The following is a 24139-nucleotide window of genomic DNA, read 5'->3' on the forward strand; positions in this document are numbered from 1 at the left end:
AGCACGAGCGGGATACCTGGGCATTGGCTAAGATTGCTGCGGGATTGATCAGTCCCCGCGTCGAGCATCCCTGTAGAACGAGTGAGGTGGCATGAGTACGCTTGAGAAAGCCATTGCGATTTCCGCCCGGGCCCACGAAGGGCAGGCCGATAAGGGTGGCTCGCCTTACATCCTGCATCCGCTGAAAGTCATGTTGCGTCTGTCGCGTCACGAAGAACGTATTGTGGCGGTGCTGCATGACGTGATCGAAGACACCCACGTGACGCTCGCAGACCTGCGCAACGAGGGTTTCAGCGAGGCGATTCTGGCCGCCATTGAGTCCCTCACCAAGCGCGAAGGCGAGTCCTATCAGGTCTTCATCGAACGGGCCGGCCGTGATCCCCTGGCGCGCCGAGTGAAACTGGCCGACCTCGCGGAAAACAGTGATTTGTCACGGATAGACAGGCCGAGCCAGAACGATCTGGAGCGGGTTGAAAAGTATCGCAAGGCTGCTGAGTACCTGATGGCGCTTGAGTGACGAAGTGGCCGGCTGAAGGACTTCACAAGTGCCGAGTTCGCTCTCGCTGGGCCGCACAGCAACCCCAGGCAATCCGGCTACTTATGGGCAGGGGGCAACAAGCCCAAGTTACCGAAGGACCGGAAGAGGTACGGATTAAATTGTGCGGTCCGTCCACCTCTCCGGTACATGACCGCCACGCTACTGGAAGTCCCACTCCCCTGCTGGAACCAGTTGGCAGAACGGCCCATCCAGCGTCGCATTATGGTGAGCCACGATGGCTTCAGCACTCATCACAGGCGAATCCGAAGTGGTATGTCCATCGGCAACGAGTACGGCATCGAAGCCAAGATCGCGAGCGGCACGACAAGTACTGTCTACGCAATATTGAGTCTTCATGCCGGTGACCACTACGCCAGTCACGCCGCGAAATCGCAACTCATCCGCCAGATTGGTCTTCTCAAAGGCATTGGGCCGTCGCTTCTCGAACACCACTTCCGTGCCCTGCAGTTCCAGTTCTTGCGCAATGTTCGTCAGCGGGCTGCCCGTTTCGATGGCAGAACCCGCAGGCCCGATGTGCCGAGCCAGAAAAACAGGAGCGCCAGCGCGGCGCGCCTTCGTCATCAGGGCGTTGATGGTTTTCAACAACGCCTCACAGCGCCATGGCTTTTCCGGGCCATGGACAAGTCCAACCTGAACATCAAGTATCAACAGTGCGTACATGGTGCATCTCCTTGCGTTAGAGCCACCGACACAAGGCGATAAAAAAGGCCCTGTCCATCGCTGGCGGGCCTTTGAAGTTCGTCTACTGATCGTTCACGACACCTCGCACGCTCCGCTTTCAGCGGTCGTGGTGGTGGTCGTCGAGGTGAGACAATAGAGAGCCATGCAGTGAAACTAGCAGTATCACCGAGCGCGGACAAGCCAAGAGTCCGTTCAGCCTCAGGGAGTATTGGCACTGGACGCAGCATCCTGATCGGGCTGCGCCGAAAGCGGTACATCGAACACTCGATCGAACACCCATTGAAAAGCCAGCGAATAGAAAAAGAAAAACACAAACAGCCCCAGGTTGGTGATCAATGCCAGCCAAAGACTGATGCCCAGCCACGCCCCAATCACCGGAGTCAGGATCAGCGTCAATCCCCCCTCGAATCCCAAGGAGTGAAGCAAGCGTCGTCGCCAACTGCGATGACGATGGTACTGGCGGCGCTCCCACCATTCGAACAGGCCATTGAAAAGCATGTTCCAGGCCAGCGCCACGGCAGAAATCACCAGTGACAGTTGGGTCGAATAGACCAGACCCTGATCGTAGGACAGCGCCAGGGCCGGCGCCACGAACAGCACGCCGCCAGCCTCATAGAGGATCGCCTGGAGAATCTTGCGGGGGGTGCCTTGCATCGTGGCTCTCACGGGTTGGGGTTAGAAGTCCACAGCCTGGCGAGTTGAGCGCCCACGCACAATTGAGCTAAATTGAGCCACGCTCAACTTGAGTCATCCATCCCCATGTTCGCCAGACTGCCCCTCACCGCCCTGCGCGGCTTCGAGTCTGCCGCAAGGCTCGGCAGTTTCAAGGCAGCGGCCCAGGAACTGAATATCAGCCCGGCGGCGATCTCCCATCAGGTCAAAAGCCTTGAGGCCTTCCTTGGCGTGCAACTGTTCGAACGCTCCAGCCAGAACGTGCGCCTGAGCGCCGACGGCGAGCGCCTTCACCCGCACATCCACCGGGCCCTGCTCGATATCCAACACGGCCTGCAGATGCTGTCGCCATCTGGTGCTGAGCAGTCTCTGGTGGTGAGTACTACGCCAGCGTTCGCCAGCCTGTGGCTGATACCCCGGCTTGGGGATTTTCATCGGTTGCACCCGGATATCGACGTCAGCCTTCACAGCAGCAACGAGGTGGTGGACCTCCAGCGTGACGCAAGCATCGACCTGGCGATCCGCGCCTTGTTCACCCCTGCCCCACAGCTGATCGAACAGCCGTTATTGGACGAGTACTTCGGCGTCTATTGCCGCCCCGACTGGCAGCCGCCCGTAGAGAACTCACCTGTCGAGCTGATCGACGTGCCGTGGTTGAGCCACTCAAGCGTCGCGGTCGACTGGCCAGCCTGGTGCGCCGCGGCAGGCACCCTGAGCTGGCTGGATAATGCACGCTTGCGACGTTATGACCAGGAACAACATGCGCTGCAGGCAGCCATTGCCGGCCATGGACTGGTGCTCGCCAGTAACGTGCTGGTTGCTGAAGCGGTTGCACGAAGGCAATTGGTTGGCTATCGCCCTGAGGTGCGTCTGCCTGGGGCACGGTATAGCGTAGTGTGCGTGCCAGGGCGGGAGCGGCAGGCGGTGGTGCGGGTTTTTAGTGAGTGGTTGGTGGAGCAGACCAGGGGCTGAACATTGGGCGCTCAGGCTTGCTCATTGATCCAAGACTCTGCACGCACGTCTCGTCTTGGCAATGGAGTCGTTCGAAAACGTTGCGCCTAGATGCTATTTTCAATGGAACGCCGGGACGGACCGGCATCCATCAAAGGAATGATCATGGCTTTCGATTGGCACTCAGGACCTATCACTCGCTCCACACTTATCGACAAGAACTACCGGAATACGCAGAAGGTACGCCAGTTCCTCACCAACGAGTGCGGCGGCGCATTCAAGTTCGATCGCGCCTTCATGGCCTGGATCAAGAGTGGCGAGCCATCGACGATGGGTGATGTGGCGGACCAATGGCTAGACACACGCCGCTGAGGACGCCTCCCCCTCTGATCAGTCCACTCAAAACGAAGTGTTACAGCCTAATACCAGTCAGTTAAGGATCAAACGGCGCAAAACCTGTGGGAGCAAAGCTTGCTCGCGATTGCGGTAAGTCAGTCAGCAGCAATGTTGACTGGTCTGTCGTTATCGCGAGCAAGCTTTGCTCCCACAGGTTTGTGGCTTAACTGACTGGCATCAAGCGTTACGGGCTGCTCTTCTCGTCAATGAAGCACCCTGCGGCTTTCACCAATCCTGATCCGATCGAGGGCTCTATTTAACGCATCCAAGGCATCGATCAGCGCTTTCGCCTCAGCTTCCCGACCGTCGCCCCAGAGGCGTTCAGCCATTTTATTCAGTGCCTGGATAGAACGCTCGATGTCAGCAGCAGTCACCGCTTTGCTTTCCTGCTGTTTCTTAGGCATTGATCAACCCTTCCTCAGGGCGTGCTTCGCCGGCTGCAGTGCGGCGACTCCCCATCAGCACACATGATCCAGAGTCGAGCATGCCGTCTATGGACCTCAGCAGAACTGATTTCCTTTCAAGAAAGGGCGATTTATGCTGGAAACGAAAGTTTGCGGACGCTACACGCCCCAGCAAGCCAGGGGATAAGATCTTCGCCATCGCCCACAATCACTTATTCTTGGGCGGAGGCGGTGCTGAGGGAGCCTTGGGCCTAACGTTCTGCGGCGTTGATTTGCATTTTTCGTCTTGAGTAGACACCCATTTTCCGCCGCCGGGCATCGGCTGTGGAGCTTTGCTCGTCATGTAATTACTCCGAAACGTCCTTGGTGAACTCGACCCATTGTACCTTCGATGAATCTACAACCACAAAATCCGCCCCGAAAGGCCGCTCGCCCTCATCTTCGAGCCAGCTTGGCCCCTCGATCACAAACTGCCCGCTCGATGGATCCGACGGCCATTCGGAAGGCCAACCATAAAGACGTCGCTCATCGTTCAGATGCAAAACCACAAATCTTTCATGCCTTGCGAATGTGCTGTACCACTCACTTGGATAGGAGGTTTGCTTCGTAATATTTTTATTCCGCAACCAGGCATGAAGCTTATCGTTTGTAGCCCAATAGCAGGACAGCAAGCCGAGCTGGACTGAAACCACGAAGGACCAGAAAGCCTCGGCTTTTATATCCCATAGTCCAACCGTATACCCCTTAGAGCCTATCCACAGCAGTCCAGCTTTGATTACTAAAACAGCGCCATGAATCACGAAGGTGAAAATCAGCGCCTGGACAATCTGACCGAACGTGTCGGGCCGTTTGAATGCTGTCAGCGAGTAGAAAATCCATGCAGTCAAAAAACCTGGAATCAAATACTGCAGCAGCGGGATCACTTCTTTTACTAACTCGTCCAAATTGCAATTTCTTCCATCCAGTTGGCAAGTCCGAGTCGCCATCGGGCGACGGAGGGAATTTAAGATTCATCCTTTGATGCGACAAGGTGCTGGATTCCGAGATTTGCGTAGGAATTTGCAACGCAATCTGAGTGGCTCGTGCTAAAGAGGGTGGGCTCCAGACAAACCCTGGAAGACTTGGGGCGTTAATAGAGAAAATCCGGATCGGACACGCAAGCTGACTCTAAGATACCTCCCGATGCGTTCTCTGTAGAGGCGCACCGGCAGTTTTGAAAATGGTCAGTATTTTGGGGCTCCGAACAATAAGAATTTAATCGTGCACACCATATAAACCATTCAGCACGACAAGCTCAAAGATCGCCACCAAAACGCACAGCGTCAGAAAACCTGGGCTGAAAACCCGCTTACGGTTGGACGAACCGTCACCGAGCCAAGTGGCGTCGGAGTAGAAACTAAACACTGCGATAAGTGCCAGCACGGCATAGATCCGTGCTTTGCTCCAGAATCCTTGTGTCCGCCATTGCGTCATCCGTATTCATTCCATGGCTCTTGATCTTTGGTTACACGTAAGATCACGGCACCACGAAATCCACCCAATCGCAGCCTGCCCTCGCATTCACTTGGTTTTCGCGCTCTTGATGTCGCTTATGATTTGCTGAGAAATAGCCTGGACCTGCTTTTGGGTCATGGCCGACATGACACCTTCCCAGGCAGACGACGACGTGTCATAGGTCCGGGTGCCAATCAGATGGCCTGATTTCAAGTCCGAGTAATCTGCGCGGGAATTGACCCACGCATTTCCTACCATGACACCAGCTCCGTAGCGTGCGCCTGGGGTCAGGTAACGGAAATTGGTCACGTTGATCTTGATGCCGACCCCGTCCTTGCCGTCGAGGCTTGTCGGCTGGGCTTCGGCAAGGTGGTAGCCCGCGCGAGTCGCTTCCACTTGCAGGGCGTCACTCCATTCTTGCTTCAGGCGAGACCAGTCCTCGTTCTGTTCAACCTTGCTGTTTCCCTGGAAATTGACGACCAGGTTCTGCTTGGCCGACTCCTGGATGACCAGCGTCTCAGTCCCGCCGCTTTTCACAGAGGCAGCACACCCACTTAACATCACAATGGCAACAGCGCAGGAAAGCGCAATCGAGAGCTTCATTTTGTTCATTGATGTCCATATCCACAGAATTGGTTGAGAGAGGTCAGGCATTCCCGTGGCGGCAGATGAGCGCACACGTTGAATGCGCAGAATTTAGCATCATTACTTTGCCACTACGAGCCGGGGGCTTTATGAAATAGGGTCAGAACCACGATGCTCCTCTCACTCTTAATCGATCCGTCTCCATCGTGGTTCGCCGCTGTTTTCCCCGCTCTAATCCACTGACGAGGTTTCCGGCGGGCCCCAATAAGCCTCTCTCACCTCGTCCAACGCCTGCCAGGGTTGGGTGGCGAATCTCGCATTCAAACAGCTCGGCTCATGAATGAACGCCAGCTCTCTATCGCTCTCGGACTGCTCTGCGCCACAGCCCTTGCATTTAACAACCTGATTGCGCAGCGCCCAGTTCTCATGCCATGAGATAAGCTTTTCGAGAGGGGTCACTTTCCTACATCCCATTACAAAACCTGTACAAAAATATAAATTATGTACAGGTTATTGGCTAGCCAGTCGCGTCGACACGACTGACCCTCGGGAGCCTTACAGATTTAGCCCCATCATCTTCAAAAGGCTTTATCTCGAGCGTGCCAGCAGGCGCCAGAAGAAATCGAGCATGGCCAATCCTGACCTGATAGCGTTGCGGACAAGGGCCATGGATGTGCGGTGAATGGGCAAACCAGGTGTTCCAATGTCAGGCCGGAATAAGGAACGTTAATGCCGTACAACTACACGAACGGCCGCCTTCTTCGCAGGTCGGGCTCGCAGGGAGCGAGCATTACCAGGGTGGCAGTGCAATAGAGCAGAAAGAGATCATGCTCAGATCGAGCGCTATCCCTTTGTCAGTCGCGACAATGGTCTTGTGGGCTGCGGATGCTAGGAAAACGCGGGCAGACCACAACTATGAGACGGTCCGATTACAAATGAACTCAAGCGGTGCCCTGCCCCCAGCTGTCTGGTTTCCGCCGATTGAGGTGGGTCATATAGCGTCACTTGCAGCAACGCCTCACCGTAGCGCGTATTGGGAAAGAGCCCGTCTATCTACACGCCCAGTTTCTGCCCGCACACTTATCGACCGCCTTCGCGGACGAGAAAATAGACGGTGGTCAGCAATGGAGTGGCCTGGCATGTTGCAGATTGATCGAGACTTTATGAAAAAGCTGGTTTTGGCACTCTCGCTGGTCACATTGGCCGCCTGCACCCCTTATAGATCCCTGGCCTCGACAGATCCAAATTGGATGCGTCTTGGTGGAGATGAACCTGAAGGCTATCCAAGGACATTTGTTGAGAACCTGAGCGGCCATTGCTCTCTGGTGACCGAGTCATGGTCTGAAGGAAAGATCAATGGACGTCTCCTATGGACCAAGCATCAATCCCGAAAGTCTGTTGCCTGCCCATAGCGCCAGTGCAGGGACTCATTTCGCACCGGGAAGGCACTAGCTCACGACTTAACTCGCCACGGCGGAAGAGCCCCTTCGAACAGCGAAAAGGCGCGCTGCATGAAACGATTGAAGCGAGCGGCATCACGCCGCAGCGTATGCGTCCGGCCAAGTCATCTACCCAGCCCCGAAAAGCCAAGACATGGTGTGCACTTAAATTAAGTGGACACCAGTTCTAACCTTTTAAGTGGGTATTTATGCAGCCAACACGCCGTTCCTATTCCAAGTCCTTCAAAGCCCAAGTCATTCAAGAGTGTGCCCAGCTTGGTGCTTCGATTGCCAGCGTCGCCCTCAGCCATAACCTCAACGCAAACCTCGTCCACAAATGGATTCGGCTGCAATCGCAGAAAAGCACAGCGCTGCAACCTGCATTTATTCCATTACCCGTGTCGCTGGCTGGGACAAAATCCCACCCATCATCATCGAACATCTGCGTTGAAATACAGCACACGCGCGGCACCGTAAAAGTGAGCTGGCCCACTGAAAATGCTGCTGCCTGCGCGACCTTTCTTCGAGACCTTCTGCGATGATTCGCATCGACTCCATCTGGCTCGCCACCGAGCCGATGGACATGCGCGCCGGTACCGAGACGGCATTGGCCAGGGTGATCGCAGTGTTCGGTGCGGCGCAGCCGCACTGTGCTTATCTGTTCGCCAACCGCCGCGCCAATCGCATTAAAGTGCTAGTGCATGACGGCTTCGGGATATGGCTGGCAGCGCGCCGGTTAAACCAAGGCAAGTTTCACTGGCCTGGCATTCGCCATGGCTCTGAAATGGAACTCGATACCGAGCAGCTTCAGGCATTGGTGCTGGGTCTGCCATGGCAACGTGCAGGCTCTGGAGGCTCGATCACACTGCTTTAACCGCGACCATTAGCCTATCGGTCTATCGCCGCGAATTGCCTGCTCTGGCAAAATCGGCCCCATGACTTCGCTACCCAATCTCGATCACCTGCCCCCTGAACAACTGCGCGCCTTGGCGGCGCAGTTAATTCAGCGTGTCGAGACGCTCGACCAACAAGTTGAGACGATGGGCAAGACCGTTGAGACCATGGGCAAGAAGATCAACCGTGATCAAACGCTGATCGAGAAACTGACCCACGAAATCGCCCAGCTCAAGCGTTTGAAATTTGCCAAACGCAGCGAGCAAATGAATCCCGAGCAGGCCAGCCTGCTCGATGACCTGATCGATACCGATATCGCAGCGATTGAAGCAGAGCTTCAAAGCTTGCAGGCAGTGATAACTCCGTCTGAGAAAAAGCAGAAGCCCAAGCGCACCGCATTACCGGTTGAGTTTCCACGCACGCTGATCCATCACGAACCGGACGACACTTACTGTCCATGTGGCTGTGCTCTCAAGCGCATCGGCGAGGATGTCAGCGAGAAGCTGGACTACACGCCCGGCGTATTTACCGTTGAACGCCATGTACGTGGCAAATGGGTCTGCGATGACTGCGAAACGCTGACCCAGGCGCCCGTACCGGCGCAGGTTATTGATAAAGGCATTCCGACTGCGGGCCTGCTGGCCCACGTCATGATCGCCAAGTTTGCCGACCACCTGCCGCTTTACCGTCAGGAATCGATCTTCGGTCGAGCTGGCCTGGCGATTCCACGCTCAACCCTGGCTCAATGGGTTGGTGTAACTGGGGTTCAGTTGCAGCCGCTGGTCGATGCGCTGCGCGACGTGGTGCTCGGGCAGCTGGTTATTCATGCCGATGAAACACCCGTGCAAATGCTCATGCCGGGAACGAAGAAGACTCACCGCTCCTATGTGTGGGCCTACGCCACCAGCCAATTCTGCGAAACAGCGGCAGTCGTTTACGACTTCAGCCCCAGCCGCGCCGGTGAGCATGCTCGCAGCTTCCTGCAAGGCTGGAAGGGCAAGCTGGTCTGCGATGATTTTGGTGGTTACAAGGCCAGCTTCGAACTCGGTGTGACCGAGATCGGCTGCATGGCCCATGCGCGACGCAAGTTCTTCGAACTGCATGCCACCAACAAGAGCATGCTCGCCGAGCAGGCCCTGCGCTACATCCAGTTGCTTTACGAAATCGAAAGTGAAGTTCGCGACCTGGAACCGGATTTACGCCGTCGAATTCGGCAAGAAAAGGCTGTGCCTGTGATGGATGCGCTGCATGCCTGGATGATCGCCCAGCGCGATCTCGTGCCCGAAGGTTCAGCTATCAGCAGAGCACTGGATTACAGCCTGAAACGCTGGTCAGCGCTGTCGCGCTACCTTGATGACGGGGCCGTACCCATAGACAACAATTGGGCCGAGAACCAGATCCGACCATGGGCTCTTGGACGCAAGAATTGGCTCTTCGCAGGGTCGTTACGCAGCGGCAAGCGGGCGGCAGCGATCATGAGCTTGATCCAGTCTGCGCGGCTGAATGGCCATGATCCGTATGCCTATCTGAAGGACGTTCTCACGCGCCTGCCGACACAGCGGGCTAGTGAGATCGATCAATTGCTGCCACACAACTGGCAACCGGTTTGGTTGCGCGGGGCGTGATCCCGGAGGCATGCGCTCCGCGTAGCATTCTAGTCACTGCTTGTTGGTTCGATTTACGATGGTGACCATAATTTTCGCACTGTGTCGAAATCGGAGGATGAAAATGAAAGGAAGCTGCGCTTGTGGGGCTGTAGGTTATGAGATCGATAGCATTGATACGCCAATTAGCCATTGTCATTGTAGTACCTGTCGGAAGACCCATGCTGCGGCTTATGTCTCCACAGCTGGGGTGTTGAGAGAGCATTTTAAATGGACTCAAGGGGTCAACGCAGGTGTGTCAGCGATATGGGCTAGAGATGGAAATGTCCTGTAACGCAGACGAGCCTCTGCCGAGATACGGCATAAATCCGCCACATCCTCAGTACGACTCAGCCGGAAGTAGTAGGTATGCATGCTTTCTATCTTTCAGGTTCACTGGATTCGTAGTCTAATTTTACCTCGCATAACTCAGTTCAGCATCCACACATGAGAAAGCAACTGCTCGAATTCACTCATCCGCTGTGTCAGCGAACGAGTCAAAACGTCCTTGGAGTAAGCATGGGGATCATGTCCGTTCATGCGTACGGATTGGATAAACTCATGATCGTCGACGTCTGTTTGCCGCTCCGCAGAAACTGCGAAAAGCCAGTTCTAACCCCCAACGCCCAAGGTCGGATCTAGTTCCCCGCCCAAATATTGGCCGAGTCGTCGAGTTAACGCTACAGCGCCGGTCACCGAGTAATCGCTTCGGTGTACATGGAGACCTTGGCCTTTGGCTGCTTACCTTGCGGTGGACTTATGGAGTGCTTCTCGCTAATGTCATATCCAGAATACTGACGCATTTCGGCTACTTAAAAAGGGATATCTATATGGAAGTACGTTGCGCATCAATTGAGGAAGTTCGTCAGCACATAGACCGCATCGATCGCGATGTGGTTGCACTCCTCGCCAAGCGAGGCGACCTCGTCACTCAGGCGGCGGGTTTCAAGAAAACCACTGATGATGTGCGCGCTCCAGCCAGGGTTGAACAGGTCATCAGTAAAGTGCGCGGAATTGCAACCGATTTCGGCGCCTCACCTGATGTCGTGGAACGGGTATATAGAGCTATGATCTCTGCATTCATTGAAGAAGAGTTGAAAACTCACTCAACCTTAAAAGAGAAGTTTTAAAGACTTCGGCTTTCACAGTCACTGAGGCTCCGCGAGGCTGGAATTTAAGCCCCGTACCTCAACTCTAAAAGCCGCGACGGCGAGCACAGCAAACGATGTTTGATGCGCCTCCCGACGTTGGAGGCGAGTGAGATGGGCCAGTTGCTGCCGCATAACTAGGAACCGGTTTCATCACGCAAGATGTGATGCCCAGACGCTTACGCCGCAGCCCCGCTTGTTGGCCGCCAATCAGGCATAAATGGGCCATCTGACCCATCACTTCTGCTTCGCCTGGCCTATGGACCAAGCGGCGGCAGGTCCGTATCGCGAAGTCCAGTCGTCTTGTGTCGACACGCTGCTGAAACTCACCTACCAACGGATCGTGCAGCGACCAGGCTCGAATGGAAACTTCCCGTCCAGGCTGTTTCTCAGCCGCAATACTCAAGTAGCGTTTCAAGGTTTCGCCCGCACTCCGTCCCTGCGCCGCATAAGCGAGCATGCGCTCCGTGTAGTCTTCTTCCCAAGCGGCCAGCAAGGTGCGGACAAAGTCTTCGCGATTGCGGAAATGGTGATAGAACGATCCACGGGTCACATTCAATCGGCGCGATAGACTCTCGGCCGAAACGCCCATGTGTCCTATTTGGTCGAGGGCCTCAAAACCAGCCGCGATCCAATGGTTACGCGTTAGTTTTCTCACCCGTTATTTCGCTCCCTGTGTAGCACCATACAGACTGTGTAGGGTGGGCAACCGATTGATACGTTGCGAACACCAGCACTTGTCATGGAGCTCGCCTTGAAGAAAATCGTTCTGGTCGCTTTCGACAATTCACTGATATCGACCTGTTCCTGATGTGGGACATTCTAGGCCGCAATACTGAGGACTGGCACGTCCGAATAGTGGGCTCCAGCCCTATCGTGCGATCGGCGCACGGCCTGCCTGTTTCGGTGCACGGTCCGCTTTCCGAAGCCAATAGTGCCGACGCGGTATTGTTCGTCAGCGGCAAGGAAGGCATCCCCTCCGCACTTGCCGCCCCGGATTTCCTGCCGTCGTTTGAACTTGACGCCAGACGCCAGAGAATCGGCTCCATCTGCGCCGGTGCCTTCATTCTCGAACGACTTGGGTTGCTTAACGGCCAAGCGACTACACACCCGGATGCACGATCGGAACTGCAAGCCCTGGGACTTGAGTCCATGGACCAGCCTCTTGTATGCCAGGGGAACATTGCAACCGCTGGCGGATGCCTTTCGGCACTCTACTTGGTGGGATGGTTGGTGGAATCCTGGTTCGATGTCGACAAGCGCCGTGCGACGTTGCTTCCTGTTCTGCCAACCGGGCAGCAAGCGCTCTATGATGCTTTGATTGGGCTCAGCATTTGCCAAGGAAAAATGGGCGCTTCAACAACATCCAATTAATTCGTGTCAGAACTCAGGAAGGATCCCCCGATGCGCCGAGAATTTGAGCTCATTACATCCGTACCAGTCCCCGCCAGGTCCGGCATCACCCACCTTTACAAGTCGACGAACCTGGCGGACGCCTTTGCGATTCGGCTCCCGGCGGGCGCCTCTGGCAATCCGGATTTACTGGCTCGATTCATCCTTTCCCACCAGCCCTCCTGGATCGGCGGGCTCATGAAAGTCCGAGACACTATCGTTGCCTGTTTTGGTCTCAAGACAGCCAAACAGTTGGCAACCCTTGCCAATCGGGTTGGAATCTTCAAGGTCTACAGCACAAACCAGACTGAAATCGTGCTGGGAGAGGACGACAAGCACCTCGACTTCCGGATATCGATCCTATGTGTTGAAGAAGCAGAACTGGAAGGCAGTCGCCAACTGGTTTTTTCAACCGTGGTGCAGTGTCACAATCGTCTAGGCCGGGCCTATATTTTGATCATTGCCCCATTTCACCGCTTGGTTGTTAAGGCCAGTCTCCTGCGTGCGGCGCGGGTTGGTTGGCCTTTGGCTGGCTGATCCCAAGGCTAAGAGCGTTGTGTGCCCCCTGAGGTCTAACCCGTCCATCGAAAGCAATATGGAGAACGAGTAGCGAAAAAGCTCTATTGCAAAAGGGACCGGTTACGATTATTAGATAGGACCAATTATGAACGAAACCAAAAATGTACCCGTTCCGAATGGCACTTACTTAACCTTCTTCGGATGTCCATTCTTCCTGACCTCGGCCCTTGCTGATCGACGTGTTTCCATCAGCATGGGGTAAGGCTTGGGTCTTCGTTTTATGGCTCGCGGCTCAATTCTGCCTGGACGCTTACCGACGCGCTTCTGGGCAATCAGCTCAAGCAGATTGAGCATCTTGTCCTCTTGCTCTTGAGCCCCGTACTGCCTCAACGCAAGGCACAGCTGAAGGCTATGCTTGAAGCTCAGTTCGCGAGGCAGGCAGTCGACTAACAGAGCTGATTGCGTCATGAGCATCCGTATCAGGTTGTGCGCCAACAAGTAAATCCATAACTCTTTGACGGCCATATCCGGCGTCTTGCAGCTCAGTGCTTCAAGCCCCAGCGTAGTCTTGAGGTTGCGCAGATCCAACTCCACATGCCATCGATCCTTGAACAGGGATTTGAGGGACGCTTTGGGCACTTGCTGCGGGCAACTCGAAGTGGTGACCAGGATTTTCCCTCCGGCCTTCAACTCACGTACCGTCAGCGTTTCAGGTGCCCTTTCGTAATAGGCCTGACTCATCCAGGACGGCTTTGCCTTTGGTTTTTTCAGTTCAACCAAATGATCTTCCGACCCCAAGGACTTCCCCAACTGAAAATCCGTGCTGCGCCGTCGAGCGCCGTATTGTTCGAACACCCCGTCCACGCCCCGACGGTGCAGTTCACACAACAAAAAGTAGGTAGCGTAGTAGGCATCGCTTAGGCTCTGTACGAAAAGAGATGTCGCAAACACCGCATGGAGCATGCGAGTGAGACCATGGCGGCATAACTTTTTGCGAGCTTGTCGAAGCGTGTCACGATCCGACGGTTCTCTTTCAGCCAGCCAAACATGCGCTCGATGATGTTGCGCTGTCGGTACTTGGGCCGATCAAACAGTCTGGGTAAACCAGGCTTGGGCTTGCGCTTCATTGAGCGCAGCGGGATGACGGGCTGCATTCGATATTGGTCGCAGTAGCGGCGCAGCGCTTCGGCATCATAGCCCTTGTCGGCGAGCAGCCATTTACAGCGCTTGCGCGGACGGCCACGTTGGCTCGATGGAATGCTGACCTCGTCCAACAGTGGTTGTGCGTAGCTGATGTCACTGGCTTGACCGCCAGAGAGGAGGAAGCGCAACGGTGTTCCGTTGGCGTCGCAAAGCATGTGGATTTTGGTTGTCAGGCCGCCGCGACTACGGCCTAGAGCGTGATCGGCAGGCTCGTCAGCCCCCTTTTTTCCCGGCGCCAGATGAGGCCCGGGTTGCGCGTACTGCTGTTGAGTCGATCATCCAGGTTTGCAGATCGATCAAGCCCTGCTCATTCAATCTCAGGTGCAAGCGTTTGAGCATCTGTTCGACCGTTCCCTGATTTCGCCAGCCCCGAAACCGTTGATACACCGTTGACCATGGGCCGAAGCGCTCAGGCATATCTCGCCATGCAGCACCCGAACAGAGCACCCATAGCACGCCGTCAAGCATCAATCGGTCGCTCAGTCGAGGCCGCCCCCGGCCATGAGTTTCGATGAAGAGATCGGAGACCACATCCCAGGCCTCATCCGAGAGTTCATAACGCTTCGCCATCACAGAATTCCTTTCCGCTGATGGCGGGTGACTCTACAAAATCTCAGCGTGCAAGGAGCGCCAATTGGGTTTCTCGGGATTTCGTACAGAGCCTAAATTCAGCGTTAGCTCATCTAGATTAATGGCTACTATCTTGAGATTAGATTGCAGTTTGATCCGCCAGGCGCTCTGAAAAGTCAGACACCTTGTGCAAGTGAGATGGTAATGTGCTACATCTGGTAGCTGTCGAAGCGCAGCCTAAAAGTTAGACGCGCAGGCTGAAATTTAGGGAATTATCTTGAGAGTCGGCTGGAGACGCTAATTGAGGATTTCATTAGATACAAATATCTTGCATCAAGAGGGGTATACGTCCCAGTCGATGCGACTTTTGCATCGCCTGGTTGTCGCAGGCTCTATCCAAATAGTTATCAGTCGGATGGTTATTCGTGAATACGACACCAAACGGCTAGCAGAAATCTCATCAAAGTTGCAGGGAGCTAAAGATAACCTGAAAGATATCAATAAAATATTCACCAAGGCTAACAAGAATATTTCTATGCTTGATACCCTTGACTCCCAATTGTCTAATTTTTTTCCTGAGCTTGAGTCTTATCTTAAAGAAACCACGCGGAAATGGCTTTCTGATTTCAACGTAAGTGTCATCGATATGGCTCCAGAGTGCTACGAAAATATATGGGATGACTATTTTTCAGGCAATGGATGCTTTAAAAAACCTAAGAATCGCGATGACATCCCTGATGCAGTAATAAGTTGCTCGCTAGAAAATTTGATTGATGATGGCAAACCACTTGTTTTTATTTGTAAGGATGGCCAGCTAAAAGCGCACTTAGGAAAAAACGCTAATGTGCAAGTATTCGGGGAGCTTTCAGAACTAACTCGCAGCCCAGTTTTTGAGAGTAAGCTACATGCATTAGATGCCCAGGATAAAGCTATCGAAGAATTTAAAACGGTTATTGGTTCTGACGCTTTTCTTCAGAAAGTAATTAATTATTTTTCATCTCCTGAGTCGGATTTCTTTTATGCGTACTGGGAAGATGATCAGATAGAAAATCAGGGTAGCTTGCCGCTTTCCGTTTTCGGCGGGGTTAGTGCAGGAAGTCTAGTGATCTCAAGCATTGAGCAAAAAAAGTTTGCACCGGTGGCGTGCATTGATCCTGGGCATTACGTGGTACCTGTATCGTTTTGCGCCGACATCCCAATCAGTTTCGTCGGTGACTATGGGGAATGGCTTCATGCTTCCGATGAAGTTAAACGGGAGGTGGGCGTCGACTCCGCTAATGGGGACGGAGCCTGCGAGTTTAGCGTACTAAGAAACGCAACTATAACAGGCGAAATCGTTATACATCTACTTAAGAAAGAAGATCCGCAAAGTCTATTAATTCATGCAAATTATATTGGCACAGATGAATCACCGCTAGACGTGGAATTTGTCCCTGGAAAAATTATACTTTGAATGTGATTGGCAATCATTCGAGACCTTCGAAGCAGTCAATGACGTCTTGCCAACCTGGAAGAGGTTCAGATATCAAGCCAGGCGTATCCGGGGCGATACTTAGGGTCCAGTTCTTGGGCTCAAAAAATAATGAGTGCTCGTCAGCGAACCACTTAATTGACTGAAACTCGCACACCGTACGCAGGAGTAGCTGTTCACTTAAGCGCATTGCTCCTTTCATTAGGTCTGTTGGGTCAATACATATCTGAACAGCATCGGCGCCATTCATGAGCATAGTGGCGTGAAGCCCTTGGGCGTTAAAATGCTTTTTTAGCACTAGAAGGTCGATGAGTGCGACAATATGGACAATCTCCTGCATGAAGAGAATTGAATTATGTTCGTCCATCGATAGGGTGAACGGATAGGCAGGCAACCAACTCATGTCTGGTGTCAGTGAAACACATAGGGTCGAATAGCTGGCATAGGCTCTCAACTCGGCGTCAAGAAGCCCAGGATTTTCTGTAAACCATTCGGTACTGAATATTATGTACCTAAGGCCTGGCTCGGGGGAACTTGAAGCAAACCCGCAGGCAGTCACCCGCGTCATGCAATCGTTGATTTCTCGCTCGTAGTTGATCTCAGGATTTATAATTTCAACGCGCTTGGTGTTGCCGGTACCTCGAAAATTCACAGCTCCATCATTTGCAAAGAAATCGGCAAGTACTTGAAGTTGCTCAACTTGCCGATCACTACGTGCGTTACGGTTCTTGGATGACTTCATTTCAATAGGCACAGGATCTTCAGCGCCGAGCGCACAAATGTCGCCGTGGCGAATGATGTTGGTCAGATCTGACAATACTACTGGGACGCCCATGCGTATTCCGAGGCGGCAGTGCCGATACTCTTGGCGAAAGCCAGTCTTGTCAGAGATAAATCCTGCATCCTGTTTGACGTTGTAGTCGCCATCGTAGAGCAAATGCTTTAAGCTGTATTTCGACTGGTAAGTAAAAGCTATTCCGTCACCAAAGCATCTCCATAGGAATAGAAGATGGCGCACTTCAACGACCATAGCGTCTATTCGATTAACTAAGAGCTTAACCAGCTTCGCCTTTTCCTTAGTCAACCGACCACGAGACTTCAACGCGCTCAACCGATGCCTTGCTCGTTTCAGCCGGCGAATACGCCTTTCTCCCCGCGAAATATTACGGATGAGCGAACGCTGCAACTCAAGCACAGTTGAGAGCTGATTGGGGGCACGCCTAATATCATGTAACAGTTGGGCCGCCTGAGCTAACCTAAAATGCTCTCTGGGAAATCTCATCTGCATCCATCCATACTCGCCGGGCTGCCGACGCACTCATTAGGGGCATCTGCAGCTATGTGGAGATAGTAGCTCATTGCAAGAGTCGAACATCGGTTCAGAGTTATCGTTTGAGCACCATTCAAGCTTTATCAAGCTAACTTTTACTGATTGAGCACAAAACTAGCTAGCGGAGTGATAAAACTTGCCGCACAAATGCGGCAAGTTAATCAGCAGTTTTTTAGCTGAACAAGAATATATACTAGTAGGCTTGCTTCATTATCTGCTGCAACGCCTTTATTCTCTGTATGGAGCCATCTCTTACTGTAGTTGGCTTGAAAGGTTTGTTCAGCTCTATCGACTCAGTATTGATTGCTTTTGCCAGCTCTGTATTTGCTGACATGGTTTGAGCAACAAAATCTTTGCATGCGGACTCCAAGGGCGTCCATTGCGCTCTACCTTGGCTAGATTCAATATTGACTTTTGACAAGTAAGCACTGCTTTGCAATAAATCAGTACACACCATAAATGTATTAGGGGCACCGGTTGTGTCGTTTGTCATCTCTACTAGTTTAAGCACCGCATCCGTAACAACCTTGACATTTGTTGATGTTAAGCCTTGTCCAGTCGAGTCTGGTAACTTTACTTCAATTTTCCCAGAGGTAGATGCTGTGATTTTTTGAGTCGTAGTTTTTTTGCTCTCCAATTCCGCTATTTCTTTCTTCAGGGCTACAGCCTCAACGGAGGTTTGGTCCTTGATCGAAGCTAATTTTTCCTTCCCCTTCGTCAATTCTTCCTCTAGTTTTAAAAGCTGTGATGCCCCAGAGTCGGAGTTTGTAGTAATCGAAATTTGTGGGGACTTAAGCACTCCGGTTAGCTGTTCAATTGCCATAAGTGCGATTGTATTTTGCTGGTTTCGGCTCAGCAATGTTTGGTAGGTATATGCTGTCAATCCTTGGTTTGCGTATGCCTGACAAATACTGAATAGCTGGTCCCTTAGCAACTGAATTGAGTGGGTTCTTAGACCTATGTTAGATCCTGATTCCGAAAAAGCCGAAGCGATTGCCACTCCGTTTTTAGCTTCGCCGCTCAAACTCCCCGCCAACATCATGAGCGCGTCTGGACTAGCTTCTGGGCAAGTAACTTTGAATTCGTGATACTTACCGCTTCCTATTTCCTGTTTTACCTCCGTCACTATTGCCAAGCGCTTACTAGCCTCCAGCTCTTTATAATTAGTCATAATATTACAGCCAGCCAGAAGACTCACTGTGCTGATTAAAGCCAAGCAATATTTTATTTCCATGTGCGCTACCCATTATTGTTTTAGTCGTTGGCAAGGTAAGGCGTAGATCCCGTCCGTAGTGGACGCGGTCATCAAGTCCGCGTCGTATATCAGAGAAGCTCATCCTCGACTTTTACGCAAGGTGGTGGAAGCAGTTGTTACCCTCGATCCAAAAAGCTGAACCTGAGCGGTATGCGTGCTACGCATGGTGCATAGCTCATGAGGGCAGTGAAATCGAGGAGTGCGTCGCCACCCGAATATTTGATCGCTCACCGTTCAACTCGTCTGCCATGCGACTCTTGCTTTCCATGCCATCCACAAACAGGGTTTTCACTCAAGAAGGTTTCACATTTCCGTACCTGATTCTTGAGCGTACATTAAGAGGTAAACATGCCTCCGGTGGAGAAAAAATACTTTAAGGGATAGGTGACGTGTGGGCCGGATGAGCGAGCGGCAGCAGGGTGCGTGAAAACGCGTCTCATTGCATGCAGGTTACTTTGGGGAGCCCCCTGGCCCATCACGATTGACCGACATTTAACCAAACCGGCCGGTCGTGACAGCTATGAATCATGAGATTTTTAGATAATCAGCGTTTCGTCCACCTCTACAAATTTCGCATCGAAAAGAGCTTCTCCTGATGCGTCTTTATAAACAAGGTGATGACGAACGCCCGAGGCGGGAGAGGAAAAATTACCAACGAATTCATCACCCTCTCTCCGTAGCAAATGATAGAGATCCGCTTTCTGATAGACATAATTGCCCTCAGGTATCTTCATTCGTCCGTTTTCATTGAACAGATATAGCTCTGAAGGTTTGTTCGAAAGAGTGCCCACAGGCGTGTCTATGATTAACTGCCCAGCTCGTCCCTCCACAATTGCGCGATTAAACCCTTGGTGCAGTTCGGCCATTGCAATGGTGACATAAGTATTAATGACGCTATCGGAGCCATCTCTCGCTACAGATGGTTGAAGAAAAACTACAGCATCAAATCCATAATCATGTCCATGATCCTTCAGCATTAAATCACATGCCTCTTTTAGTATCGCTATTTCTGTTGAGCTGTGCACTCTGACCCATAGATAGCGAAAATAATTATCAGAGCATGGCAGTTGCGCTAGCATATTTTCGCCAGCTTCGACTAGTTTGTTTTTTGCATTTCTCAACGCACTGAAATGCTGCGGGCAATAAATGAGGACAAAGTGCGACTGGATGGAGGATGCATAAGTTTCCTTTGAGCGTTCAAGCTCAGCAAATCTTAGGCTACAGCCTTTGTATGTATAGGTGTCGTATCTTCTTAGCTTATTGCGCACAAAATCTATTAAGAATTCAAAAGTACTCGGTGGAATGTATAGATCCGAGTAAAGGATCAGTCTTCCACGTTTCCCTAAAGAATTAAGTCGCTCAGAAAAAGCTGACTTCAACTGGTCGCCTAACTGATGAAATTCAGTTTCATACTGAGCCATTGTCTGGCTCTTAATTGATATGAAATATTTGAAACCGCTTGGAAAAATCGACAGCGAAATCATAGCCCTTTTGATTGCCTGGTGCGGGGCTAACTTTTCCTGTGTTTGCCTTTATAGAGCCGCAAGTTAATATTTCCGTGATAAATCCATGAGCATTTTTAATGCCTGACTTTATTTTTTTTGCCGTTGAATTTAGCCATTGTTGATGCGTTTTCTCCAGCTCTAGAATCGTTTTTCCCAAACCAAAAAGTTCATTGGTGGCCAACCAATCCTTTCTTCTCCAGAGAGTCTGAAGTCGATGACCTAATTGTCCTTCATTACCATCCAACCAAGACCTTCCGAAAAGGCCTTCGACCGCAGCAATACATTCGGTTGCGAACTCTGGCGATTTTACGCCTGTCGAGTCCAGCAAATGTGATGTATCCCGACCAAAACGATCCTGCACAGGCCCCTGCATTAACGCCTTCCTTGTTAAAAATTTGAATATCAATATTCGGCCAACTTATCTCGAATTGGCACTCGGAGTGCAACGCGGATCTGATTCTTTCGAACGGTTTTTTAGTCGTCTAATCAAGATCAATGTGATCTATATTACGAGTGCTCTCGCAGCGTAGGCTGAATGCCAAACACTTCATGTAGGTTCATGACACCTCCCATGTGATGCTGCATCCTATCGTCTGTCGGAATATAATGGCAAATGGACATATCCTCGAGTCCTACACCATACACACCCCGTAACACCGAGCCCTAATCCCAAGGCTACGTCACCTTGCGCCTTTGCCTACAACTAAGCCAGAATCCGCCCGCTTGTGTGCCCTGGGCCGTACCGGTAGCTTGGTTTCCGTCACTGCTCATCAGTGACCGGGTTTAGCGACCCGAATCGGTACGGTTGCATCAGCGCTCCTGATCTCATTGCAGATATTCCTATCTGCGACTGTTGTAATGGTGGCTGTGCGCGGGAGACCTTCGGGTCTGCCGGGCTCCTGTACCCCCGGTTCGCTAACCTGCGTACAGCCGCCACCCTAACTTGCTTAGCGACAAGCATGGTGTGGCTCAACCAGGTACAGGAGTTTCATCATGTTCAAGGTCACACCCAATCCTCCGGATTCGGATCCCACCTCATCCTACTCAAGCCTCGATCCGGAGAAACTCCACGAAGCTACCGAGCGGGCACTCAATTTCTATTTGAAGCCCGAACAGGACAAACCCAAGAAAGATCCACCCCCGAGCCAGCTCTTCACCGTCATCGACGGCATCGACACTGAAAGCCTGCTCGCCAACCTCAGCGAAAACCTAGCCTCGGCCAACGCCATGATCAACGACCTGGCGTTCGACCTGGACGGATCACGCCGACATGTCGCGCTGGGCATTCAGCAGGTGATCGAGCTGAGCGAGCTATTGGCAAACAGGGCGTTGGATAACGTCGATCCACGCTAGCAGCCAGCCCGTAACGTGAGGCCGAGTCGGACCTTTGTAGCCCCAGTCTACAGAGCCGCCGACTCGCCCACCCGGCAAGGGGGCGTCAAGCCACTCAGCCCTATAAGCGCCTGTCGCCCGCGTGCATCAGCCAACTCACGTTGCCCGGCGGCAACCTCAGATCCCCGGCATAAATACGTTATAAAACGCGTCAGAGGCCTTGCCCCTCGGCAGCCGACCTCATCATCCGCGATCAACCCCAATGCTTCCCTCAAAGCCAACGTCTGCTCGCACACGTTCGCGTCTTTTGCTGCCGTTTTGTACCCACCTCAACCACGCCAACCTCGGGGCAACACCTCCCTAATCCTGATTAAAAGCCCAACCCGTCCGAAGCCCCGAAACTGCGCACACCATCCCAACAGCGCAGCCGTCATGAACCCACTCCACATCTTCAAACCCGGCACCCACACCGCCCAATGCGGTACCACCTACAACTTCACCGAAGCCGACCTAGCCGCCACCGTCGCCGCCTACAACCCAACCCTCCACGAAGCCCCCCTGGTCATCGGCCACCCGCAACACGATGCCCCAGCCGCCGGCTGGGTCAAATCCCTATCCGCCACCGCCCACGGCCTCATCGCCGAACCCCAGCAAATCGACGCCGCGTTCGCCGAGCAAATCGCCAAGGGCAGCTACAAAAAAATCTCCGCGTCCTTCTACCACCCAACCGCCGCCAACAACCCCGTGCCCGGCGTCTACTACCTACGCCACGTCGGCTTCCTCGGCGCCCAACCACCGGCCGTCAAAGGCCTTCGCCCCATCGAACTGGCCGAAGGCGAACCCGGCGTCATCGAGTTCAGCGAAAGCGACCCAAACACCACCGCATTAGAAGCAGAGAACCTCCGCCTAGAAGCCGAACTCACCCAACGCGACAACGCTGCCCGCATCGCCGCCCAACAAACCCTTCACGCCACCAGAGTCGCCTACGCTGAGCAACTGGTCGCCGCCGGCATGAAGCCACTGCACGCCCCCGTGTTCATCGCGGCGCTCGACGCCGTGCAGTCCGGCACCACCCCTTTGGAGTTCGGCGAAGGCGACCAACGCCAGCCCCTAAGCGTCGGCCTCAAAACCCTCTTCAAGGACCTGACCCAAGCCGTCAGCTCCACCGAAGTCGCCACCAAGGCCCGCACCGGTCAGGCCGACGCCGCCACTGCCAACCCCTTGCTCGCCGACGCCGAAGCCCGTGCCCAACGATAGGAAACCCCATGGCCACATTCACCCCACCCAAAGACCTTGGCGATTTACTGCTGATGCAAGTCAGTCCCGGCTGGACCAAAGACAAGGCCGTCCTACTCGGCGGCACCGACTACCCCCTGGGGCAGGTACTCGCCAAGGTGGCCGGCAAATACCAGGCCCTCGACCTCAGCAGCACCGGCGCCAAAAAAGCCGCTGCCGTACTGGCCGAGCACGTCGACGCCAGAACCGGCGACAAGCCCGGCGTCGTCATCGCTCGCGGTGCGGTCCTCGCCCTGGCCGAATTGGTTTGGCCGGCCGGCATCACCGAGCCGCAGAAGACCGCGGCCCTCGCCGAACTCAACGCCCAAGGCATTGTCTCCCGCGCCACCCTTTAACCGGAGCCCACCATGAACCTGCAAGACCTGTTCAGCGTTGCCAACCTCACCGCCGCCGTGAACAAGCTCCCAGCCATCCCCGGCAAAGTCGGCGTCATGGGGCTGTTCGACGAGAAAGGCGTCACCAGCACCGCCGTCGTCATTGATGAGCGCGAAGGCCGCCTAGTGCTGGTGCCCAATACGTCCCGCAACGACGACCCGACGCCGCTCGAAGGCCGCAAACGTAAACGTCGCACCTTCGAAACCCTGCACCTGCCGGTCAGCAGCTCAATCCTGCCCAGCCAATTGCAAGGCATCGCCGCGTTCGGCCAGGAAAGCGCCACCGCGCCCGTCGTCACCGTCGTCAACGACCACCTGCAGGAGCTGAAAAACAGCGTCGAAGCCATCCGCGAATTCCAGCGCGTTGGCGCATTGCGCGGCCAACTGCTGGATGCCGACGGCTCGGTGTTGTTCGACCTGTTTGATGAATTCGACGTCAAGCAGAAGAGGGTCACCGTGCCCCTCAGCAAGCCCGAGACCAACGTGCGCAAAGCCTGCCTCGACGCCAAACGCCACGCAGAATCCGAACTAGGCGGCGTGATGGTCACCGGCTTTCGTGCCTTGTGTGGGCCAGACTGGTTTGACGCGCTCACCGACCACGCCAAGGTCAAAGAAGCGTTCGCCCATTATCAAGCGGCCCAAGATCGTCTCGGCGGTGACCTGCGTTCGGGCTTCACCTTTGGCGGCATCGAATACGTCGAGTACGACGTCACCGTCAGCGGCCAGCGCTTCATCCCGGCCGACGTCGCCCAGGTCTTCCCGGTCGCCCGCGGCGTGTTCCGTTTGTTCAACGCCCCGGCCAACTACAACGAAACCGTCAACACCCTGGGCCAACCGTTCTACAGCAAGGCCGAGCCACGCAAGATGGGCAAAGGCTGGGACCTGGAAGCCCAGGCCAACCCTTTGGCCATGTGTTTGTTCCCGAAGCCCTCGTTGAACTGAAGGCGGGTTGATCATGCGCTATTGCACCCGCGCCGACCTCGGCAACTATCAGGCAAATGCAACAAAGCGCTTCGCCCAAGGCGA

General features: G+C 53.7%; 27 protein-coding genes and 4 pseudogenes. 16 read left to right on the top strand and 15 right to left on the bottom strand.

Annotation, left to right across the window (positions count from 1 at the left end; all coding sequences use genetic code 11):
* Positions 1-91: 91 nt before the first annotated feature.
* On the top strand, positions 92-517 hold the full coding sequence (locus LOY35_RS18825) for an HD domain-containing protein (RefSeq protein WP_258625631.1): 426 nt from the start codon (positions 92-94) through the stop codon (positions 515-517).
* Positions 518-697: 180 nt separating this feature from the next.
* On the opposite strand, the gene LOY35_RS18830 is transcribed toward LOY35_RS18825, so the two are convergent.
* Together LOY35_RS18830 and LOY35_RS18835 are read right to left on the bottom strand one after the other, a co-directional pair.
* Positions 698-1219 carry a cysteine hydrolase family protein gene (locus tag LOY35_RS18830; protein ID WP_258625633.1) on the bottom strand — a complete coding sequence of 174 codons (522 nt, stop codon included), beginning with the start codon at positions 1217-1219 and terminating at the stop codon, positions 698-700.
* A 219-nt stretch (positions 1220-1438) separates the two neighbouring features.
* Positions 1439-1894 carry a PACE efflux transporter gene (locus LOY35_RS18835; protein ID WP_258625635.1) on the bottom strand — a complete coding sequence of 152 codons (456 nt, stop codon included), beginning with the start codon at positions 1892-1894 and terminating at the stop codon, positions 1439-1441.
* A gap of 105 nt (positions 1895-1999) precedes the next feature.
* On the opposite strand from LOY35_RS18835, the gene LOY35_RS18840 reads away from it, so the two are divergent.
* The gene (locus tag LOY35_RS18840) at positions 2000-2884 is read left to right on the top strand and encodes a LysR substrate-binding domain-containing protein (protein WP_258625637.1); all 885 of its coding nucleotides are present in this window, start codon (positions 2000-2002) and stop codon (positions 2882-2884) included.
* Between the two features lie 144 nt (positions 2885-3028).
* Positions 3029-3235 (top strand): DUF6434 domain-containing protein, encoded by a 207-nt coding sequence (locus LOY35_RS18845; RefSeq protein WP_258625638.1) that lies wholly within the window; start codon positions 3029-3031, stop codon positions 3233-3235.
* Between the two features lie 227 nt (positions 3236-3462).
* On the opposite strand, the gene LOY35_RS18850 is transcribed toward LOY35_RS18845, so the two are convergent.
* The 4 genes from LOY35_RS18850 to LOY35_RS18865 form a co-directional block, all read right to left on the bottom strand.
* Positions 3463-3663, bottom strand: coding sequence for a hypothetical protein (locus LOY35_RS18850; RefSeq protein ID WP_144931686.1), 201 nt, complete (start codon positions 3661-3663; stop codon positions 3463-3465).
* 347 nt (positions 3664-4010) lie between these two features.
* Entirely contained in the window at positions 4011-4607 is a 597-nt protein-coding gene (locus LOY35_RS18855) for a DUF6338 family protein (protein WP_258625641.1), read from the bottom strand.
* A gap of 310 nt (positions 4608-4917) precedes the next feature.
* Positions 4918-5136 (bottom strand): hypothetical protein, encoded by a 219-nt coding sequence (locus LOY35_RS18860; RefSeq protein ID WP_258625644.1) that lies wholly within the window; start codon positions 5134-5136, stop codon positions 4918-4920.
* Positions 5137-5223: 87 nt separating this feature from the next.
* The gene (locus LOY35_RS18865) at positions 5224-5769 is read right to left on the bottom strand and encodes a hypothetical protein (RefSeq protein ID WP_258625647.1); all 546 of its coding nucleotides are present in this window, start codon (positions 5767-5769) and stop codon (positions 5224-5226) included.
* Between the two features lie 1112 nt (positions 5770-6881).
* Here LOY35_RS18865 and LOY35_RS18870 point away from each other — a divergent pair.
* From LOY35_RS18870 to LOY35_RS18890, 5 genes and pseudogenes are all read left to right on the top strand, one after another.
* The gene (locus LOY35_RS18870) at positions 6882-7154 is read left to right on the top strand and encodes a hypothetical protein (RefSeq protein WP_258625649.1); all 273 of its coding nucleotides are present in this window, start codon (positions 6882-6884) and stop codon (positions 7152-7154) included.
* A 236-nt stretch (positions 7155-7390) separates the two neighbouring features.
* Positions 7391-7723 carry an IS66-like element accessory protein TnpA gene (gene tnpA / locus LOY35_RS18875; RefSeq protein WP_122324941.1) on the top strand — a complete coding sequence of 111 codons (333 nt, stop codon included), beginning with the start codon at positions 7391-7393 and terminating at the stop codon, positions 7721-7723.
* Positions 7720-8055, top strand: a complete 336-nt coding sequence (gene tnpB / locus LOY35_RS18880) for an IS66 family insertion sequence element accessory protein TnpB (RefSeq protein ID WP_024669638.1) — start codon at positions 7720-7722, stop codon at positions 8053-8055. Before tnpA ends, tnpB begins: the two co-directional genes overlap by 4 nt.
* 61 nt (positions 8056-8116) lie before the next feature.
* Positions 8117-9700, top strand: a complete 1584-nt coding sequence (gene tnpC, locus LOY35_RS18885) for an IS66 family transposase (protein WP_122324940.1) — start codon at positions 8117-8119, stop codon at positions 9698-9700.
* A 103-nt stretch (positions 9701-9803) separates the two neighbouring features.
* Positions 9804-9962, top strand: a pseudogene (locus LOY35_RS18890) (GFA family protein); the annotation flags it as partial.
* On the opposite strand, the pseudogene LOY35_RS28425 reads toward LOY35_RS18890, so the two are convergent.
* Both LOY35_RS28425 and LOY35_RS28645 read right to left on the bottom strand, forming a co-directional pair.
* Positions 9962-10093: pseudogene (locus LOY35_RS28425) on the bottom strand (N-acetyltransferase); the annotation flags it as partial. The pseudogenes LOY35_RS18890 and LOY35_RS28425 sit on opposite strands and share 1 nt — an antisense overlap.
* 54 nt (positions 10094-10147) lie before the next feature.
* Positions 10148-10273 (bottom strand): transposase domain-containing protein, encoded by a 126-nt coding sequence (locus LOY35_RS28645; protein ID WP_397417207.1) that lies wholly within the window; start codon positions 10271-10273, stop codon positions 10148-10150.
* Positions 10274-10548: 275 nt separating this feature from the next.
* Between LOY35_RS28645 and LOY35_RS18900 the strand changes: the two genes are divergently transcribed.
* A complete protein-coding gene (locus LOY35_RS18900) occupies positions 10549-10848 on the top strand; it encodes a chorismate mutase (RefSeq protein WP_004668039.1) in 300 nt (99 codons plus the stop codon).
* Between the two features lie 64 nt (positions 10849-10912).
* Here the strand turns inward: LOY35_RS18900 and LOY35_RS18905 are convergent, their stop codons facing one another.
* Positions 10913-11524: a TetR/AcrR family transcriptional regulator gene (locus LOY35_RS18905; protein WP_258625651.1), complete on the bottom strand. Its 612-nt coding sequence runs from the start codon at positions 11522-11524 to the stop codon at positions 10913-10915.
* Positions 11525-11620: 96 nt separating this feature from the next.
* Between LOY35_RS18905 and LOY35_RS18910 the strand changes: the two are divergent.
* Positions 11621-12240, top strand: a pseudogene (locus LOY35_RS18910) (DJ-1/PfpI family protein).
* 30 nt (positions 12241-12270) lie between these two features.
* Positions 12271-12795: a DUF2867 domain-containing protein gene (locus LOY35_RS18915; protein ID WP_258625654.1), complete on the top strand. Its 525-nt coding sequence runs from the start codon at positions 12271-12273 to the stop codon at positions 12793-12795.
* A 165-nt stretch (positions 12796-12960) separates the two neighbouring features.
* Here the strand turns inward: LOY35_RS18915 and LOY35_RS18920 are convergent.
* Together LOY35_RS18920 and LOY35_RS18925 are read right to left on the bottom strand one after the other, a co-directional pair.
* A pseudogene (locus LOY35_RS18920) lies at positions 12961-13698 on the bottom strand (transposase); the annotation flags it as partial.
* Positions 13695-14550 (bottom strand): IS5 family transposase gene (locus tag LOY35_RS18925; RefSeq protein WP_258625656.1). Its coding sequence is split into 2 segments (ribosomal slippage): positions 13695-14210 and positions 14212-14550, totalling 855 coding nucleotides; the frame shifts between segments, so codons are not numbered across the junction. The pseudogene LOY35_RS18920 and the gene LOY35_RS18925, both read right to left, overlap by 4 nt.
* Positions 14551-14851: 301 nt before the next feature.
* Here LOY35_RS18925 and LOY35_RS18930 point away from each other — a divergent pair.
* Positions 14852-16003 (top strand): PIN domain-containing protein, encoded by a 1152-nt coding sequence (locus LOY35_RS18930; RefSeq protein WP_258625657.1) that lies wholly within the window; start codon positions 14852-14854, stop codon positions 16001-16003.
* A gap of 13 nt (positions 16004-16016) precedes the next feature.
* Here the strand turns inward: LOY35_RS18930 and LOY35_RS18935 are convergent, their stop codons facing one another.
* The 4 genes from LOY35_RS18935 to LOY35_RS18950 form a co-directional block, all read right to left on the bottom strand.
* Positions 16017-17303 (bottom strand): hypothetical protein, encoded by a 1287-nt coding sequence (locus LOY35_RS18935; RefSeq protein ID WP_258625658.1) that lies wholly within the window; start codon positions 17301-17303, stop codon positions 16017-16019.
* 241 nt (positions 17304-17544) lie between these two features.
* Positions 17545-18585, bottom strand: a complete 1041-nt coding sequence (locus LOY35_RS18940) for a hypothetical protein (protein ID WP_258625660.1) — start codon at positions 18583-18585, stop codon at positions 17545-17547.
* Positions 18586-19142: 557 nt separating this feature from the next.
* A complete protein-coding gene (locus tag LOY35_RS18945; protein WP_258625662.1) occupies positions 19143-20027 on the bottom strand; it encodes a hypothetical protein in 885 nt (294 codons plus the stop codon).
* A 10-nt stretch (positions 20028-20037) separates the two neighbouring features.
* Entirely contained in the window at positions 20038-20484 is a 447-nt protein-coding gene (locus tag LOY35_RS18950; RefSeq protein ID WP_258625664.1) for a hypothetical protein, read from the bottom strand.
* 620 nt (positions 20485-21104) lie between these two features.
* Here LOY35_RS18950 and LOY35_RS18955 point away from each other — a divergent pair.
* From LOY35_RS18955 to LOY35_RS18970, 4 genes are all read left to right on the top strand, one after another.
* Positions 21105-21464: a DUF6124 family protein gene (locus tag LOY35_RS18955; protein ID WP_258625665.1), complete on the top strand. Its 360-nt coding sequence runs from the start codon at positions 21105-21107 to the stop codon at positions 21462-21464.
* Positions 21465-21875: 411 nt separating this feature from the next.
* Entirely contained in the window at positions 21876-22700 is an 825-nt protein-coding gene (locus LOY35_RS18960) for a phage protease (protein WP_258625666.1), read from the top strand.
* Positions 22701-22708: 8 nt separating this feature from the next.
* Positions 22709-23074, top strand: coding sequence for a head decoration protein (locus LOY35_RS18965; RefSeq protein ID WP_258625667.1), 366 nt, complete (start codon positions 22709-22711; stop codon positions 23072-23074).
* A 12-nt stretch (positions 23075-23086) separates the two neighbouring features.
* Entirely contained in the window at positions 23087-24055 is a 969-nt protein-coding gene (locus LOY35_RS18970) for a major capsid protein (RefSeq protein ID WP_258625669.1), read from the top strand.
* Positions 24056-24139 lie beyond the last annotated feature (84 nt).

Source organism: Pseudomonas sp. B21-028, assembly GCF_024749045.1.
In the GTDB taxonomy this organism is placed as follows: Bacteria; Pseudomonadota; Gammaproteobacteria; order Pseudomonadales; family Pseudomonadaceae; genus Aquipseudomonas.

What these genes read in the sequence shown, in the direction of transcription:
- LOY35_RS18825 (WP_258625631.1), top strand. Translation starts at nt 92, where the DNA reads ATGAGTACGCTTGAGAAAGCCATTGCGATTTCCGCCCGGGCCCACGAA.
- LOY35_RS18830 (WP_258625633.1), bottom strand. Translation starts at nt 1,219, where the DNA reads ATGTACGCACTGTTGATACTTGATGTTCAGGTTGGACTTGTCCATGGC.
- LOY35_RS18835 (WP_258625635.1), bottom strand. Translation starts at nt 1,894, where the DNA reads ATGCAAGGCACCCCCCGCAAGATTCTCCAGGCGATCCTCTATGAGGCT.
- LOY35_RS18840 (WP_258625637.1), top strand. Translation starts at nt 2,000, where the DNA reads ATGTTCGCCAGACTGCCCCTCACCGCCCTGCGCGGCTTCGAGTCTGCC.
- LOY35_RS18845 (WP_258625638.1), top strand. Translation starts at nt 3,029, where the DNA reads ATGGCTTTCGATTGGCACTCAGGACCTATCACTCGCTCCACACTTATC.
- LOY35_RS18850 (WP_144931686.1), bottom strand. Translation starts at nt 3,663, where the DNA reads ATGCCTAAGAAACAGCAGGAAAGCAAAGCGGTGACTGCTGCTGACATC.
- LOY35_RS18860 (WP_258625644.1), bottom strand. Translation starts at nt 5,136, where the DNA reads ATGACGCAATGGCGGACACAAGGATTCTGGAGCAAAGCACGGATCTAT.
- LOY35_RS18865 (WP_258625647.1), bottom strand. Translation starts at nt 5,769, where the DNA reads ATGAACAAAATGAAGCTCTCGATTGCGCTTTCCTGCGCTGTTGCCATT.
- LOY35_RS18870 (WP_258625649.1), top strand. Translation starts at nt 6,882, where the DNA reads ATGTTGCAGATTGATCGAGACTTTATGAAAAAGCTGGTTTTGGCACTC.
- tnpA (WP_122324941.1), top strand. Translation starts at nt 7,391, where the DNA reads ATGCAGCCAACACGCCGTTCCTATTCCAAGTCCTTCAAAGCCCAAGTC.
- tnpB (WP_024669638.1), top strand. Translation starts at nt 7,720, where the DNA reads ATGATTCGCATCGACTCCATCTGGCTCGCCACCGAGCCGATGGACATG.
- tnpC (WP_122324940.1), top strand. Translation starts at nt 8,117, where the DNA reads ATGACTTCGCTACCCAATCTCGATCACCTGCCCCCTGAACAACTGCGC.
- LOY35_RS18900 (WP_004668039.1), top strand. Translation starts at nt 10,549, where the DNA reads ATGGAAGTACGTTGCGCATCAATTGAGGAAGTTCGTCAGCACATAGAC.
- LOY35_RS18915 (WP_258625654.1), top strand. Translation starts at nt 12,271, where the DNA reads ATGCGCCGAGAATTTGAGCTCATTACATCCGTACCAGTCCCCGCCAGG.
- LOY35_RS18935 (WP_258625658.1), bottom strand. Translation starts at nt 17,303, where the DNA reads ATGAGATTTCCCAGAGAGCATTTTAGGTTAGCTCAGGCGGCCCAACTG.
- LOY35_RS18940 (WP_258625660.1), bottom strand. Translation starts at nt 18,585, where the DNA reads ATGGAAATAAAATATTGCTTGGCTTTAATCAGCACAGTGAGTCTTCTG.
- LOY35_RS18945 (WP_258625662.1), bottom strand. Translation starts at nt 20,027, where the DNA reads ATGGCTCAGTATGAAACTGAATTTCATCAGTTAGGCGACCAGTTGAAG.
- LOY35_RS18950 (WP_258625664.1), bottom strand. Translation starts at nt 20,484, where the DNA reads ATGCAGGGGCCTGTGCAGGATCGTTTTGGTCGGGATACATCACATTTG.
- LOY35_RS18955 (WP_258625665.1), top strand. Translation starts at nt 21,105, where the DNA reads ATGTTCAAGGTCACACCCAATCCTCCGGATTCGGATCCCACCTCATCC.
- LOY35_RS18960 (WP_258625666.1), top strand. Translation starts at nt 21,876, where the DNA reads ATGAACCCACTCCACATCTTCAAACCCGGCACCCACACCGCCCAATGC.
- LOY35_RS18965 (WP_258625667.1), top strand. Translation starts at nt 22,709, where the DNA reads ATGGCCACATTCACCCCACCCAAAGACCTTGGCGATTTACTGCTGATG.
- LOY35_RS18970 (WP_258625669.1), top strand. Translation starts at nt 23,087, where the DNA reads ATGAACCTGCAAGACCTGTTCAGCGTTGCCAACCTCACCGCCGCCGTG.